General features: G+C 58.9%; 13 protein-coding genes and 4 tRNA genes. 6 read left to right on the plus strand and 11 right to left on the minus strand.

The features are described 5' to 3' along the window. The first annotated feature begins 134 nt into the window (after nucleotides 1–134). Nucleotides 135–857, plus strand: coding sequence for a pirin family protein (locus tag H8S56_RS09605; protein ID WP_024689036.1), 723 nt, complete (start codon nucleotides 135–137; stop codon nucleotides 855–857). 143 nt (nucleotides 858–1000) lie between these two features. Here the strand turns inward: H8S56_RS09605 and H8S56_RS09610 are convergent. The 4 genes from H8S56_RS09610 to H8S56_RS09625 all read right to left on the minus strand — a co-directional run bounded on the left by H8S56_RS09610 (nucleotide 1001) and on the right by H8S56_RS09625 (nucleotide 1409). After that, nucleotides 1001–1076 (minus strand) — tRNA-Gly (locus H8S56_RS09610). Between the two features lie 3 nt (nucleotides 1077–1079). Next, a tRNA-Glu gene (locus H8S56_RS09615) sits at nucleotides 1080–1155 on the minus strand. Between the two features lie 100 nt (nucleotides 1156–1255). Continuing rightward, nucleotides 1256–1331, minus strand: a tRNA-Gly gene (locus H8S56_RS09620). Nucleotides 1332–1333: 2 nt separating this feature from the next. After that, nucleotides 1334–1409: transfer RNA gene (locus H8S56_RS09625), tRNA-Glu, on the minus strand. Nucleotides 1410–1694: 285 nt separating this feature from the next. Between H8S56_RS09625 and H8S56_RS09630 the strand changes: the two genes are divergently transcribed. Beyond that, nucleotides 1695–2453 (plus strand): hypothetical protein, encoded by a 759-nt coding sequence (locus tag H8S56_RS09630; protein WP_080266153.1) that lies wholly within the window; start codon nucleotides 1695–1697, stop codon nucleotides 2451–2453. Nucleotides 2454–2623: 170 nt separating this feature from the next. Here the strand turns inward: H8S56_RS09630 and H8S56_RS09635 are convergent, their stop codons facing one another. Together H8S56_RS09635 and H8S56_RS09640 are read right to left on the minus strand one after the other, a co-directional pair. Next, nucleotides 2624–3106 carry a GAF domain-containing protein gene (locus H8S56_RS09635; RefSeq protein WP_024689034.1) on the minus strand — a complete coding sequence of 161 codons (483 nt, stop codon included), beginning with the start codon at nucleotides 3104–3106 and terminating at the stop codon, nucleotides 2624–2626. Continuing rightward, entirely contained in the window at nucleotides 3103–3993 is an 891-nt protein-coding gene (locus tag H8S56_RS09640; protein WP_024689033.1) for an ATP-binding protein, read from the minus strand. Before H8S56_RS09640 ends, H8S56_RS09635 begins: the two co-directional genes overlap by 4 nt. An 89-nt stretch (nucleotides 3994–4082) precedes the next feature. On the opposite strand from H8S56_RS09640, the gene H8S56_RS09645 reads away from it, so the two are divergent. Continuing rightward, nucleotides 4083–6446: a hybrid sensor histidine kinase/response regulator gene (locus H8S56_RS09645; RefSeq protein WP_187518502.1), complete on the plus strand. Its 2364-nt coding sequence runs from the start codon at nucleotides 4083–4085 to the stop codon at nucleotides 6444–6446. Here the strand turns inward: H8S56_RS09645 and H8S56_RS09650 are convergent. Together H8S56_RS09650 and msrB are read right to left on the minus strand one after the other, a co-directional pair. Beyond that, complete coding sequence (locus tag H8S56_RS09650; protein WP_024689031.1) at nucleotides 6443–6928, minus strand: glutathione peroxidase; 486 nt, start codon at nucleotides 6926–6928, stop codon at nucleotides 6443–6445. The two genes, H8S56_RS09645 and H8S56_RS09650, sit on opposite strands and share 4 nt — an antisense overlap. A 132-nt stretch (nucleotides 6929–7060) precedes the next feature. Next, nucleotides 7061–7456, minus strand: coding sequence for a peptide-methionine (R)-S-oxide reductase MsrB (msrB, locus tag H8S56_RS09655; RefSeq protein ID WP_024689030.1), 396 nt, complete (start codon nucleotides 7454–7456; stop codon nucleotides 7061–7063). A gap of 191 nt (nucleotides 7457–7647) precedes the next feature. On the opposite strand from msrB, the gene H8S56_RS09660 reads away from it, so the two are divergent. Continuing rightward, complete coding sequence (locus H8S56_RS09660; protein WP_024689029.1) at nucleotides 7648–8859, plus strand: pyridoxal phosphate-dependent aminotransferase; 1212 nt, start codon at nucleotides 7648–7650, stop codon at nucleotides 8857–8859. Nucleotides 8860–9124: 265 nt separating this feature from the next. Beyond that, nucleotides 9125–10012: a protease HtpX gene (htpX, locus tag H8S56_RS09665; RefSeq protein ID WP_024689028.1), complete on the plus strand. Its 888-nt coding sequence runs from the start codon at nucleotides 9125–9127 to the stop codon at nucleotides 10010–10012. A 161-nt stretch (nucleotides 10013–10173) separates the two neighbouring features. On the opposite strand, the gene H8S56_RS09670 is transcribed toward htpX, so the two are convergent. Beyond that, nucleotides 10174–10842 carry a thiopurine S-methyltransferase gene (locus H8S56_RS09670; RefSeq protein ID WP_187518503.1) on the minus strand — a complete coding sequence of 223 codons (669 nt, stop codon included), beginning with the start codon at nucleotides 10840–10842 and terminating at the stop codon, nucleotides 10174–10176. 107 nt (nucleotides 10843–10949) lie between these two features. Between H8S56_RS09670 and H8S56_RS09675 the strand changes: the two genes are divergently transcribed. Next, nucleotides 10950–11717 (plus strand): DODA-type extradiol aromatic ring-opening family dioxygenase, encoded by a 768-nt coding sequence (locus H8S56_RS09675; protein WP_187518504.1) that lies wholly within the window; start codon nucleotides 10950–10952, stop codon nucleotides 11715–11717. 77 nt (nucleotides 11718–11794) lie between these two features. Here the strand turns inward: H8S56_RS09675 and H8S56_RS09680 are convergent, their stop codons facing one another. Both H8S56_RS09680 and H8S56_RS09685 read right to left on the minus strand, forming a co-directional pair. Then, nucleotides 11795–13492, minus strand: a complete 1698-nt coding sequence (locus tag H8S56_RS09680; protein ID WP_187518505.1) for a DEAD/DEAH box helicase — start codon at nucleotides 13490–13492, stop codon at nucleotides 11795–11797. A 438-nt stretch (nucleotides 13493–13930) separates the two neighbouring features. Continuing rightward, nucleotides 13931–14692, minus strand: coding sequence for a spermidine synthase (locus tag H8S56_RS09685; protein WP_024689023.1), 762 nt, complete (start codon nucleotides 14690–14692; stop codon nucleotides 13931–13933). Nucleotides 14693–14739: the final 47 nt, after the last annotated feature.

The following is a 14739-nucleotide window of genomic DNA, read 5'->3' on the forward strand; positions in this document are numbered from 1 at the left end:
ACAGTACTGTCAACCACAGCGAGACAGTCATTCATACTTCAGCTACTTATTGCGCCATTGGATAACCAGTAACCTTCATCTCACTCAGTCGATACCTGAATCTGCAGCGTCGACATCTGGATGGAGAAACTCTCATGCTGACTCTTCGCAATGCTTCCGACCGCGGTGCAGCCGATCATGGCTGGCTCAAGTCCTTTCATACGTTCTCGTTCGCCAGTTATCGCAACCCGAACGAACAGGGCTTCTCCGACCTGCTGGTGATCAACGACGACCGCGTAATTGCAGGCAAAGGCTTCGGGCAACACCCGCACCGCGACATGGAGATTTTCTCCTACGTGCTCGACGGCGCGCTGGAGCACAAAGACACCCTGGGCACCGGTTCTGTGATTCGCCCTGGCGACGTGCAATTAATGAGCGCTGGCAGCGGCGTGGCGCACAGCGAGTTCAACCACTCGCAAACGGAAGGCGTGCATTTCCTGCAGATCTGGATCGTGCCGAATGTGAGCGGTGCGACCCCGAATTATCAGCAGGAGCACTTCAGCGCCGAGCAGAAACGTGGCCGTCTGCAATTGATCATTTCGCCCGAAGGCGCGAACGGTGCACTCAAGGTTCGCCAGGACGCTCGCGTGTATGCCGGTCTGTTCGATGGCAGCGAGACTGCGACACTTGAACTAGCCGCCGATCGCTACGCTTACGTGCATGTTGCACGTGGCAGTGTCGTACTCAATGGCCAGCCACTGGGTGAAGGGGACGGCGTACGCTTGCGCAATGAGCAGTTGATTACATTGAGCGAGGGTGTGGACGCCGAGGTGCTGGTATTCGACCTGCGGCCCAATGATCTTCCACAAATGCCTTGATGGGTATGCACTATCAGGAACGCCGCCCGCTGGGGCGGCGTTTTTGTTGGCACACCGTTAGGCGATCATGCGATGCCGCAGACTTGTCTGTAAAAAACGCGCATACAAAAACGCCGCTCTGTTGAGCGGCGTTTTTGTGAATTTGGAGCGGGAAACGAGACTCGAACTCGCGACCCCGACCTTGGCAAGGTCGTGCTCTACCAACTGAGCTATTCCCGCAAATGGCGTCCCCTAGGGGACTCGAACCCCTGTTACCGCCGTGAAAGGGCGGTGTCCTAGGCCACTAGACGAAGGGGACACTGCCTGAAACATCATGGTGTATGTTCCAGTTCCAGACCTCATCCGAAGATGGGTACTGGTTTCACTCAGCCCTGCCGTGAAGCAAGGCTGCTTAAAAATGGAGCGGGAAACGAGACTCGAACTCGCGACCCCGACCTTGGCAAGGTCGTGCTCTACCAACTGAGCTATTCCCGCAATGGCGTCCCCTAGGGGACTCGAACCCCTGTTACCGCCGTGAAAGGGCGGTGTCCTAGGCCACTAGACGAAGGGGACACACGTACAACATTCACTACTTATTGCGCTTCGCTGTGTGCTTTACGCTGTAAGTGGCGCGCATTCTATGGATGGTTTGACAGGTCGTCAACCCCCATCTGAAAATTTATTTAAATCAACGACTTCGACCCCGTTCAAGGTGCCGACCGGCGGTTTGCGATTAGCTGCCTATAATAGAGGCAATGTTGCAAACTCCGACAGGCACATCTATGCGCAGTAGTGCTTAGCCACTACACTCGCAACAAAACTACTTGAAGAAATGAGGTTTGCGCAGTGACCCCACTCATGATCACGTTGATGGTTTTAGCCGGCATTGCGGTGCTCATCGCGATCGGCTACCTGAACCATGTCGCTGAAAACAGCAAACTGGACAAGGCACGTGCCAAAGTCGAACTCAGCGACCGTCTGCGTCGATGCAGCGAGATCACCGAGGTGTTTCCAGGCCAGTTAATGTCGCCTGCACTCAAGCTGCTGTTGACGCGCCTGGAGCTGAACGTTGTACAGCGCATGCTTAACCTGGAAAAAGGAAACGCCCAGCTCAAGAGCCGCGTGGCCGAACTGGAAACGCAGGTCGCCAAAGGTGACCGTATCGAGGTGACCAACCCGGTCGCACCGATTCAGACCGAAGCCAAGGCCAAGGATGTGCGGTTCCTGCTTGAAGCCCTGCATGGTCAGGTCACTCGCGCCGCACACGACGGTTTCCTGCAGACCAGCGAAGCCAAACACTGGATCCGTGAAATCCGCACCATCCTGGTCAGCCTGCATATCGAGTTCTTCAACAACCTGGGGCAAATGGCGCTTTCCCAGGATCAGCCCGGCCAGGCGCGTCTGGCGTTCGAACGCGGCGTTCAGTACCTGCGCAACCAGCCGGATCCAGTGACCTACCAGCAGCAATTGCTGGCCATGGAAAAACAACTGGCCCGCGCCAACTCGATGGTGCTGACCAATACCGCCCCGACCGCCGATGACGACAACGCACTGACTGAAGGCCTGAAGGCTGACGAAACCGAATCGGAATGGAAGAAGAAAGTCATCTACGATTGATGAGTGTGTTCACTCATTGATAGCTCCACTGTGGGATTGAAGCGTTCACGGATAATTCCGTATCCCACAGTGAAACGATACCCCCTCCCCTTGATACAACGCTGCCACGCAGCCCACACCGGACGACGAATTGGCGTCCGGCCGGCCGTGACAGGTTGTCTGCGACCGACTCAGCAGTCGGTTTCAGCCAGAAAGATAGCGGCAAGACGCTCGATACCCGCCTGATCCACCTCGCTGAAACGCCCGATACTCGGGCTGTCCAGGTCCAGCACGCCAATCAGTTTCCCCTCCTTGACCAATGGAACGACCAGTTCGCTGTTCGACGCACTGTCGCACGCGATGTGCCCGGCAAAACTGTGTACATCCTCGACGCGCTGGGTCTGCCTGCTCTGCGCAGCCGCTCCGCACACGCCTCGCCCGAACGGGATTCGCACACAGGCGACCTGTCCCTGGAACGGCCCCAGGACCAGCTCCTCGTTTCGATTAAGGTAAAAACCGGCCCAGTTCAGGTCATCGATCTGGGTGTACAGAAACGCCGAAAACTGTGCGGCATTGGCGATGAAGTCACGCTCATCGGCCAGCAGCGCTTGCAGTTGCGCGGCCAGCAGGTTGTAACCGTCCAGGCCAGCGCCTGTGTCTTGCAGATTGATCATGTGTGTTGCTCCAGCAATTGAAGGCCTACCCAATAACGTGCGAACTGATAGGCACAGCGACCATTTCGATTACCGCGTCCCGTCGCCCAGCGGATCGCGGCCTTGTCCAGTTGCTCATCGCGCTGCCAGCTCAGGCCGGATTTCAGCGCCAGTTGAGTGATCCAGTGCTCGACCACGTTCAGGTAATGGTCCTGCGTGAAGGGATAGAACGACAACCACAGGCCGAAACGGTCGGACAAGGCAATCTTGTCTTCCACCGCCTCGCTCGGGTGCAGCTCGCCGTCGACCTGCTGCCAGTTGGCATTGTCGCTCTCCTTTTCGGGCACCAGGTGGCGGCGATTGGACGTGGCATACAGCAATACGTTGTCCGGTGCCTGTTCAAGCGAGCCATCGAGCACGCTCTTGAGCACCCGGTAATCACCTTCGCCCGACTCGAACGACAGGTCATCGCAGAACAGCACGAAGCGCTGCGGCGATTTCTGTAATTGCTCCACAAGACGCGGCAGGTCGCCGAGGTGGTCACGTTCAATTTCAATCAGGCGCAGACCCGCCTGCGCATATTCGGCCAGCAGCGCACGAATCAGAGAAGACTTGCCGGTGCCACGCGACCCCCAGAGCAAAGCATGGTTGGCGGGCAGCCCGTCGATGAACTGACGGGTATTACGGCCTAGCTGTTCACGCTGCAGATCCACGCCAATCAGGTCGGACAGGCGCATGTCCAGGCTGACCTCCAGCGGCATGAGATAACCACTGCGCCCTTCGCGCACCCAGCGGGCGGCCAGCGCCTGCGTCCAGTCCACAGGCTCGCGAAGCGCAGGCAACAGTGGCTCAAGCCGCGCCAGCACGGCGTCAGCACGCTCAAGAAAAGCATTCAACCGAGAATCCACGGTTTCTCCTCATATTTAACTGATTATCCAGCAGGCCCGATCAGCTATGCTTGCCCGGCACCGGGCACCAGAAGTGGCAGTAAGTAATCATGGATATATCGCTCCCCAACAGGCTTTCATTCAAGCAGGCACGCCTGGCCGTATTGATAGGCTTTGCATTGGGAACCCTGCTCAGCCTGTTTCAGATTGCGATCGATTATGCCAGCGAAGACGCCTCTATCGATCGGGAAATCAACTCGCTGCTGGAAATCATCCAGAATCCCTCCTCGCGCATCGCCTATAACATCGACTCCGAGCTGGCTCAGGAACTTACGCTGGGTTTGCTGCGTTCGCCTGCCGTGGTCAGCGCGCGGCTGACCGATAACAACAACATGGTGCTGTCCAGTGTCGAGCGACCTTTGGCCCGTGGACGCTATCGGGTGCTGAGTGACTGGCTGTTTGGAGAAAGCCGCCAGTTTCAGGAAGCCCTGCGCCTGGATCACCTGCCCGACGAGACCATCGGCACGCTGTATCTGACCGTCGACACCTTCACCTTCGGCAGCCATTTTCTGCAACGTGCCGAGATCACGCTGCTCAACGGTTTTGTTCGCAGTCTGGCGCTGGCCGCCATTTTGACCATTCTGTTTTACGCAACGCTGACCAAACCCCTGGTGGGCGTGATCCGCAGCCTGAGCGTTCACGACCCGCGCAGCCCGGTGCGTTCGCGCATCGTTTGCCCGCCCGACCATGAACACGATGAAATCGGGGTGCTGGTCGAGACATTCAACCGCCAGATCGAAACCACGAGCAACGAACTCGCCAGACGCCGCGAGGCGGAAAATCGCCTGACTGATCACCTCAACGAACTGGAAGACATCGTTGCGGCGCGCACCAACGAGCTGCGCACCAGCAATATCCGGCTGCGCCAGTCCAACGAGGAGTTGCAGGTAGCGCGCAGCACGGCGCTTGAAATGGCTCACGCGCGCTCGGCCTTTCTAGCCAACATGAGCCATGAAATACGCACGCCGCTCAACGGCCTGCTAGGCATGCTGGCGCTTTCACTGGACAGTCCGCTGAACGCAGAGCAACGCCAGCAACTGATGATTGCTCACGACTCGGGCAAGGTGCTGGTCGAGCTGCTCAACGATATTCTCGACATGTCTAAATTCAACGCGGGGCACCTGGAGATCGAACTCATTCCGTTCGACCTCGGACTGCTGGTGGAAGACACGGCGAACCTGCTGTCACAGAACGCGGCCCCCAACGTTGAACTGACCTGCCTGATTGCCAAGGACTTTCCGGCAATGGTCATTGGCGATCCTACCCGCGTGAGGCAGATTGTCAGCAACCTGCTCTCCAATGCACTCAAGTTCACGCGAGTCGGACGTGTGGATGTGCGCCTGAACCACTGGCTGGACGCCAAGACGCAGCAAAGCCGGGTCAGCATACAGGTACGCGACACCGGCATCGGCATCGCCCGGGAGGCCCAGGCAAAAATCCTGCAGCCGTTCGCTCAGGCAGAAGCCGCCATCACCCGACAGTTCGGGGGCACAGGGCTGGGGCTGGCGCTGACCCACAGCCTGTGTGAAGCCATGAGCGGCACGCTGAGCATCGAATCGCAATCCGGCGTCGGCAGCCTGTTTTGTGCCGAGCTGCCGCTGCCGGTGCACCTGGATGCAATAACCCCTGAGCCCATCGGGGGGCGGGTGACGGTTTTCAGTTCCGCAGACAGCGGCCTGGTGGAATTGCTTGAAAACCTGTTACCGGCCTGGGGTGTAGACCTTGAGCGTCGCAGTGTTGACGAGCGCACACGCGCGCTCAAGCTCGATACACGCCCGGATCTGGTGATCACCGACTGCCCCGAATGCCTGTTTGCGATTCGCCCGGTCACCACGGCGCCCATTCTGCTCGTCACCGCCTACGGAAACTTCATGCCAGGCGAGCAAGTCGTTGCCTTGGCACCCTTGCAGCAACAGGCAAGGCCGCTGGCTCGCAACGCGCTCTATCACACGCTGAGCCGGGTCCTGAACCCGGAACAAATCAGCAACAGCGATACGCCGACGCAGGAGCTGACCACCCAACGCCCGGCACGCATCCTGCTGGTGGAAGACAACCCGGTCAACCAACTGGTCGCCAAGGGTATTCTTGCCAGACTGGGCTGCGACGTAGTGGTCAGCAGCCATGGCGCAGAGGCGCTTGAACAATTGGAGCACAGCAACTTTGATCTGGTGCTGATGGATTGCAACATGCCCGTCATGAATGGCTACGAGGCCAGCCGACAAATTCGCAGCAGCGGTCGCTGGCCCAACCTGCCCATCGTGGCGCTGACCGCCAACGCCATGCCAGACGAGCGCGAGCGCTGCAAGGCAGCGGGAATGAGCGATTATCTGGCCAAGCCCTTCAGACGGGCCGAGTTGATCAGCATTCTGGACCAGTGGATTCCGATCGGCGAACAAGCCGATCAGAAGGTTTAGCGCAGCAATGCTTCGATCTCACCGGTCAGCTCTTCAGGCTTGGTGAGCGGCGCGAAGCGCTTGACCAGCTTGCCGTCCCTGCCGATCAGGAATTTGGTGAAATTCCACTTGATCCGCTCCGACCCCAATAAGCCCGGCGCCTGTTTCTTGAGCTGCACGAACAACGGGTGAGCCTGATCGCCATTGACGTCGATCTTCTTGAACAGCGGAAAACTGACGCCGTAATTGAGTTCGCAGAACCCGGAAATCGCACCCTCATCCCCAGGCTCCTGCTTGCCGAACTGGTTGCAGGGAAAGCCGAGCACCACCAGCCCGCGGTCCTTGTAGTCCTGCCAGAGCTTTTCCAGCCCCTTGTACTGCGGCGTGAAACCGCATTTGCTGGCGGTATTGACCACCAGAACAGCCTTGCCAGCGTAGTCAGCGAGGGTTTTCTGCTCACCTTTAAGGGTGGTGCACGGGATGCTCAGCAGGTTTTCGCTCATGACAGTCAGTGCCTCAGGCTAATAGGGGTCGCGCAATGACCCGTGACGTTAGCGCGCAATCGAGCGGCATGCACTTCAATTACCCGCGCTGATAAAGCGTGATAAGCGCAGTGGCCGCTCAGCAAACGGTCGCTATTGGCGCGGCACCAGGTCCAGACACACCGAGTTGATGCAATAACGCAGACCGGTCGGCGGTGGACCGTCCGGGAATACATGACCCAGATGCGCGTCGCATTTGGCGCAAACCACTTCGGTGCGGATCATGCCATGGCTGATATCGCGCACTTCCACCACCGCGCTACCTTCGAGAGGTGCGTAGAAGCTGGGCCAGCCGCAGCCGGAGTCGAATTTGGTCTCGGAATCAAACAGTGCTTCGCCACAGCACACGCAATGATAGACGCCAGCGGTCTTGGTATCGTTGTACTTGCCACTGAAAGGACGTTCGGTGGCTTTCAGGCGACAGACGTTGTACTGCTCAGGGTCAAGCATCTCGCGCCACTCTTCGAGCGTTTTCTCCAACTTGTCCACAGGTACACCTCCCATTCGGAAAAAGCCTGATCTGTGTCTTTTCCGCAGATCAGGTGGCACGTATGATTGCGCCAGGTCAGACGTCAGTCTGGCACCCGCGTTTGTCGCGCACAAATTCATTTCATCGTGCCTCGTGCAGCGACCTTCAATTGCAAGTCAGCAAAAGCTCGTCCATTTTCGGGATCATCACCATGCAGTTCAGCAAATCGAACAAGCTCGCTAACGTCTGCTATGACATTCGCGGGCCAGTGCTCAAGCACGCCAAACGCCTGGAAGAGGAAGGTCATCGTATCCTCAAGCTGAATATCGGCAACCCGGCACCGTTTGGTTTCGAGGCGCCGGATGAAATTCTGCAGGACGTCATCCGCAACCTGCCGACCGCCCAGGGCTACAGCGACTCCAAAGGCCTGTTCAGCGCCCGCAAGGCCGTGATGCAGTACTACCAGCAGAAGCAGGTCGAAGGTGTCGGCATCGAAGACATCTACCTGGGCAACGGCGTGTCCGAGCTGATCGTGATGTCGATGCAGGCGCTGCTCAACAATGGCGACGAAGTGCTGGTGCCTGCGCCGGACTACCCCCTCTGGACCGCCGCAGTGGCGTTGTCCGGCGGTAATCCGGTGCATTACCTGTGCGACGAACAGGCCAACTGGTGGCCGGACCTGGCCGACATCAAGGCCAAGATCACCCCGAACACCAAGGCCATGGTGATCATCAATCCGAACAACCCGACGGGCGCGGTGTACTCGAAGGAAGTGCTGCTGGGCATGCTGGAACTCGCTCGACAGCACAACCTGGTGGTGTTCTCCGACGAGATCTACGACAAGATTCTCTACGACGATGCCGTGCACATCTGTACCGCCTCACTGGCGCCGGACCTGCTGTGCCTGACCTTCAACGGTCTGTCCAAATCGTACCGTGTCGCAGGCTTCCGCTCCGGCTGGATCGCCATCTCGGGGCCAAAACACAATGCGCAGAGCTATATCGAAGGTATCGACATTCTGGCGAACATGCGCCTGTGCGCCAACGTACCTAGCCAGCACGCCATCCAGACCGCGCTGGGCGGCTACCAGAGCATCAATGACCTGATCCTGCCGCCAGGCCGCCTGCTGGAGCAGCGCAACCGTACTTGGGAGCTGCTCAACGACATTCCAGGCGTGAGCTGCGTCAAACCCATGGGGGCGCTGTACGCCTTCCCGCGTATTGATCCGAAAATCTGCCCGATCCACAACGACGAAAAGTTCGTGCTGGACCTGCTGCTGTCGGAAAAACTGCTGGTGGTACAAGGCACGGCGTTCAACTGGCCCTGGCCTGACCACTTCCGCGTGGTCACCCTGCCGCGCGTCGATGAACTGGAGCAGGCCATTGGCCGCATCGGCAACTTCATGAAGAGTTATCGCCAATGAGCCATCAGTCAATGTGATGCGCTGCCCCCTGCCCCGACCCGTTCGGGGCATTTTATTTCTGCCCTTCACTCAGCGGCCTTCAATCCGGATATTGCGACGTATGAGGTCCAGCGCCATGGCTCAGCCGCCGTTCAGGTTCTCGGGATTACCATCGAATCTGACAAGAGGACACAGTTTGAAATAGTCCCTCGGTTGAATAGCGACGGGCATCACCTTATATACCCGGCATCAAGTTACATTTTGTCCTGAGGAGAACGTTTCGACCATGATGCGCATTTTGCTGTTTTTGGCCACTAACCTTGCGGTCGTGCTGATTGCCAGCATCACCCTGAGCCTTTTTGGCTTCAATGGGTTCATGGCGGCCAACGGGGTTGATCTGAACCTCAATCAGCTGCTGGTCTTCTGCGCCGTGTTCGGTTTCGCCGGCTCGCTGTTTTCGCTGTTCATCTCCAAATGGATGGCGAAAATGAGCACCGGCACTCAGATCATCACCCAGCCGCGCACCCGCCATGAGCAATGGTTGCTGCAGACCGTGGAACAACTGTCACGCGACGCAGGCATCAAGATGCCGGAAGTCGGTATCTTCCCGGCCTATGAAGCCAACGCGTTCGCCACGGGCTGGAACAAGAACGACGCGCTCGTTGCCGTCAGCCAGGGCTTGCTGGAGCGCTTCTCGCCCGATGAGGTCAAGGCGGTCCTGGCCCACGAGATCGGTCACGTGTCCAACGGCGACATGGTGACGCTGGCGCTGGTACAAGGCGTGGTGAACACCTTCGTGATGTTCTTCGCCCGTATCATCGGTAACTTCGTCGACAAGGTGATCTTCAAGACCGAAAACGGTCAGGGTATCGCCTACTACATCACGACGATCTTCGCCGAGCTGGTACTGGGCTTCCTGGCCAGCGCCATCGTGATGTGGTTCTCGCGCAAACGTGAGTTCCGCGCCGACGATGCCGGTGCTCGTCTGGCGGGCACGCAGGCCATGATCAGTGCCTTGCAGCGCCTGCGCTCCGAGCAGGGCGTGCCGGTGAAAATGCCTGACAGCCTGACGGCGTTCGGTATCAACGCCAGCCTCAAGCACGGCATCGCCGGCCTGTTCATGAGCCACCCGCCGCTGGAAACCCGCATCGAGGCCCTGCGCCGCCGCGGTTGATTGATCTGGCAGCGACAAAAAAGGGCGACGTGAGTCGCCCTTTTTCTATTCCGGCAACCGACACAACGCTGCTCACAGTGAGCGCCTTCCACAGCAAGGTGTCTGCTGCGAGATTGTGTCGTATCAGAAACACAGGTGGGTTCACGCAAATGCTCGCATGATCATCTGTCAGCCAAAGCTTTTCGCTCCAGCCAGTAAACACACTCATCCAGTCGCCTCACCCCGGCCTTGAGCGCCCTGGGACTGCTGTGCAGCGCATCGTGCACAGCGACCTTCCTCATCTTCCAGCCAGCAGACACAATCGCTTGCAGCCACGTCTCAGGAACGGAGAATGGTGGGCCTTCGAGTTCAGACTGATCATAGTCCAGCGTGATCAATAATCCGCGGCACACTGAAGGCATCAGTTGCTCAAGCTGTCGGACATAACGCTCACGCATGTCAGAAGGCAGCGCGATCATCGCAGCCCGATCATAAAAAGCCGCACACCGGCCAATCGCCTCCGATGTCAGCGCAAAGAAATCACCACACCATATCTCGATACCCGGAGCGCAGTAGACGCTGAAACCACCACACTGCCTCACCTGCGGCGGCTGGCGTCCGACAAAATAGCCTTCGACTGCCGTCTGCGACAGCTCAACGCCGACCACGTAAAAACCCTGCTCAATCAGCCAGCTCATGTCCTGACTCTTGCCACAGAGCGGCACCAGCACGCGTGCGCCCTGCTCCAGCGCCAGTTCGGGCCAGAATGTGCGCAGGTCCTCATTCACCTCAGCCTGATGAAACCCGATCTGCCCCGTCGACCAGCGCTGCTGCCAAAACTCCGCGTCCATGAACCCTCCTGAAAATCCGATCAAACTGCATCAAAACTTATATTAGATTTAGATCATTGCAATGACTGAAGATGAGGCCATTATTATTTTTTGCACATGGAGCTCAAATGTTCCCCAGCCTGTTTATCTCCCACGGCTCACCGATGCTGGCCCTGGAGCCCGGCGAGAGCGGTCCTGCGCTGGAGCGTCTCGCCACCTCAATACCCCGACCGCGCGCTATCGTAATGGTATCGGCTCATTGGGAAAGCCACGAACTGCTCGTGAACGGCAATCCCCAACCGGAAACCTGGCATGACTTCGGTGGTTTTCCTGCAGAGCTGTTCGCCATACAGTATCCCGCACACGGTCTGCCTGAACTGACGCGGGAAGTGGTCGACCTGCTGGCCGTCCATGACCTGCCCGCACGCATCGACAGCAGGCGACCGTTCGACCATGGCGTCTGGGTGCCGCTGTCGTTGATGTACCCACAAGCCGATATTCCCGTGGTACAGGTTTCCCTGCCCAGCAGGCAAGGCCCCGAATTGCAGACGCGCGTCGGCAAGGCGCTTGCCAGCCTGCGCGATCAAGGCGTGCTGATCATCGGTTCCGGCAGCATCACGCACAACCTGGGCGAACTGAACTGGCACGCAGGCCCTGAAAGCATCGAACCCTGGGCCAAGGCCTTTCGCGACTGGATGATCGAGAGGCTCGCCAGCGATGACGAGGAAGCCCTGCACCGCTATCGCAGCCTTGCCCCTCACGCAGTGCGTGCCCATCCGAGCGACGAGCACCTGTTGCCGCTGTACTTCGCCAGAGGTGCAGGCGGGAAGTTCAGCATTGCGCACCAGGGCTTCACCATGGGCGCGCTGGGCATGGACATCTACCGATTCGGCTGACGCCTGAGAAATCCGAAGCAAAAAAAATCCCCGAACCAGTCGGGGATTTTTTATTGGACGATCAGCTCAGGCGCGGATCAATCCTCGCGATAGCGACGCAGCTTCAGCTGCTTACCGGCAACGCGGGTGTCCTTGAGCTTGGTCAGCAGACGCTCAAGACCATCTTCCGGCAGTTCGACCAGGCTGAAGCTGTCACGGACCTGAATACGGCCGATGGCTTCGCGGGCCAGGCCACCTTCGTTGAGGATGGCACCCAGCAGGTTCTTGGCAGCGATACCATCACGAGCACCCAGCGCGGTACGGCAACGAGCACGGCCTTCAGCCAATGGAACCGGCGCACGACGCTCACGCTCTGGACGGTCACCGCTGCGCTCCGGACGATCGCCACGCGGGGCATTGTTCGGAACCAGTGGGCGCTCACGCTCGATGGCAGCCAGAGTCAGGGCCTGACCATTGGTCGCCTTGCGCAGCAGAGCGGCAGCCAGTGCACGCGGCGTGCAACCGATGTCGGCGGTCAGACGATCCAGCAGATCACCATGGGTCGACTCAGCGTCGGCAACCAGTGGCGACAGGCTGTTGGTCAGTTTCTTGATACGGGCATCCAGCACAGCCTGGGCATCCGGCAGGCGGACTTCCGCAACCTTCTGACCAGTCACACGCTCGATAACCTGCAGCATGCGACGCTCACGCGGCGTAACCAGCAACAGCGCACGGCCTTCGCGACCTGCACGGCCGGTACGGCCGATACGGTGAACGTAGGACTCTGGATCGTAAGGCATGTCCACGTTGAACACGTGAGTGATACGCGGAACGTCAAGACCACGAGCAGCAACGTCGGTCGCTACCACGATGTCCAGACGGCCATCCTTGAGGGATTCGATGACGCGCTCACGCTGGTTCTGGGCGATGTCGCCGTTCAGTGCAGCAGCCTTGTAGCCTTTGGCTTCCAGTGCACTTGCCAGGTCAAGGGTCGCCTGCTTGGTGCGGACGAACATGATCAGGGCGTCGAAGTCTTCGACTTCCAGCAGGCTCAGAACAGCCGAGGTCTTCTGGTCAGCGTGAACAAGCAGGTGAGCCTGCTCGATCGCGGTAACGGTCTGGGTCTTGGTCTGGATCTTGACGTGCTTCGGATCGCGCAGGTGGCGTTCGGCGATGGCACGGATCGACTGTGGCAGTGTGGCCGAGAACAGAACGGTCTGGCGGGTCTCAGGCATAGCCTTGAAGATCACTTCCAGGTCGTCCATGAAGCCCAGCTTCAGCATTTCGTCCGCTTCGTCGAGAACCAGGTGGTTCACGGTCGCCAGGACTTTTTCGTCACGGCGAAGGTGATCGCACAGACGGCCCGGGGTGGCGACGACGATTTGTGCGCCGTTGCGGATGGCCTTGAGCTGAGGGCCCATAGGCGCGCCGCCGTAGACCGCTACAACGGTCACGCCCGGCATTTGTTTTGCGTAGGTCTCGAACGCGGTGGCAACTTGAAGTGCCAACTCGCGGGTCGGGGCCAGGATCAGTGCTTGCGGCTCGCGCTTGCTCGGGTCGATGCGATGCAGGATAGGCAGTGCGAACGCGGCGGTTTTACCCGTACCGGTTTGTGCCTGACCAATCATGTCGTGACCGGCGAGAATGATCGGGATCGATTGCTGCTGAATGGCCGAAGGCTCTTCGTAGCCAGTGGCGACGACAGCTGCAACGATATTGGGATGAAGTTCGAGAGCGGCGAAGCCGCCGATTTCCTGGGTCATGGGTCTGCCTCTAGTGCATCCGCAAAGACCCATGCTTCAAAGCTGCGCGTGCCGTGTACGACCCTGAGGTCACCCTGGCTGCTTTGTCGGCGGGGATTTGCGAAAACGTTTGATGAATGGATCGTCAATGATAGTTCGCAGTGCGAACGCGCGACCGAAGCTGGCTTCGGAGAACTGCTATATCACGACGAGGGCCTCGTTAAGGCCGGCGCGCACTATACCGGAATTGCGCATCAAAGTGAGTCTTTTTTTTGCGAAACGTTGCCGGCAGAGCGAGAAAAAACAGGCGCTGTGGGTCATGAACCGTTTTCCCGCGCGGCATGGGCCCACGTTTTCAGGCATGCCGGCTTAAACGTTTCACCGGATCGTACAGATGATCAGGGCCAAGACTTTCGACGTGCGGCGAATTGTCCCACGCACGTTTAGGCTTTACCGATGCGCAGCCACTTCTCGTACGCACAACCGTCCTGCTCACGTCGCCGGCCTGACCGCCTTGATCAATGACGCCAGCGAGTAACCCAGGCGAGAGGCCAGTGCTTCGGCCCGCACGTCGAGGGCTTCGAGGTCCAGCACCTGATCCAGGTCCGACGGCACAATGAGAATGACATTGCCCTCTTTGACCGGCAGCTCCCAGTAATGGCGATGATAAAGACCGCGCAACAGGGCCGCGCCCAACGGTTTACCGTCGTCGGCGGCCCACTGATTGATGATCAGCCAGCCGCCGGGGTTCAGGCGTTGCTGACAGCCGTGCAGGAAATTCCAGGCCAGGTGCCCGACCCCGGGGCCGACATCCGTATAGAGGTCGACGAAAATCAGGTCCGCAGGCTCCGTGGTATCGAGCAGATCCAGCGCGTCGCCGATACGTATATATAGACGCGGATCGTCGTCCAGCCCCATGTACTCCATCGCCAGGCGCGGGACGTCCGGGCGCAGCTCGATCACCTCGACGTCTTCAAGCGGCAGAAACTTCATGCACGCCTGGGTCAGCGTTCCGGCACCCAGCCCCAGAAACAGCGCGCTCTCGGGCGCCTCATGGCACAGCGCACCGATCAACATCGCGCGGGTGTAGTCGTACTCCAGCCAGCTGGGATCGGCCGTGAAGGTGCAACTCTGCTCAATGGCATCGCCAAATTCGAGGAAGCGATAGTCGTCGACTTCCAGCACGCGGATCATGCCGAAATCATCGTGGACTTCGGCCAGAATCCGTTCTACGCGCTCACGCTCTTCCGTCATTACCGTTCCCGATTGGCCCGCAAAACGCGGATTGTCGGCCAAGCCAC

Source organism: Pseudomonas triticifolii (genome assembly GCF_014358015.1).
GTDB classification, from domain to species: domain Bacteria; phylum Pseudomonadota; class Gammaproteobacteria; order Pseudomonadales; family Pseudomonadaceae; genus Aquipseudomonas; species Aquipseudomonas triticifolii.

Coding starts and splice junctions, on each gene's coding strand:
- H8S56_RS09630 (WP_080266153.1), top strand. CDS start 1,695: ATGATCACGTTGATGGTTTTAGCCGGCATTGCGGTGCTCATCGCGATC.
- H8S56_RS09635 (WP_024689034.1), bottom strand. CDS start 3,106: ATGATCAATCTGCAAGACACAGGCGCTGGCCTGGACGGTTACAACCTG.
- H8S56_RS09645 (WP_187518502.1), top strand. CDS start 4,083: ATGGATATATCGCTCCCCAACAGGCTTTCATTCAAGCAGGCACGCCTG.
- H8S56_RS09660 (WP_024689029.1), top strand. CDS start 7,648: ATGCAGTTCAGCAAATCGAACAAGCTCGCTAACGTCTGCTATGACATT.
- H8S56_RS09680 (WP_187518505.1), bottom strand. CDS start 13,492: ATGGGTCTTTGCGGATGCACTAGAGGCAGACCCATGACCCAGGAAATC.
- H8S56_RS09670 (WP_187518503.1), bottom strand. CDS start 10,842: ATGGACGCGGAGTTTTGGCAGCAGCGCTGGTCGACGGGGCAGATCGGG.
- H8S56_RS09675 (WP_187518504.1), top strand. CDS start 10,950: ATGTTCCCCAGCCTGTTTATCTCCCACGGCTCACCGATGCTGGCCCTG.
- htpX (WP_024689028.1), top strand. CDS start 9,125: ATGATGCGCATTTTGCTGTTTTTGGCCACTAACCTTGCGGTCGTGCTG.
- H8S56_RS09685 (WP_024689023.1), bottom strand. CDS start 14,692: ATGACGGAAGAGCGTGAGCGCGTAGAACGGATTCTGGCCGAAGTCCAC.
- H8S56_RS09650 (WP_024689031.1), bottom strand. CDS start 6,928: ATGAGCGAAAACCTGCTGAGCATCCCGTGCACCACCCTTAAAGGTGAG.
- H8S56_RS09605 (WP_024689036.1), top strand. CDS start 135: ATGCTGACTCTTCGCAATGCTTCCGACCGCGGTGCAGCCGATCATGGC.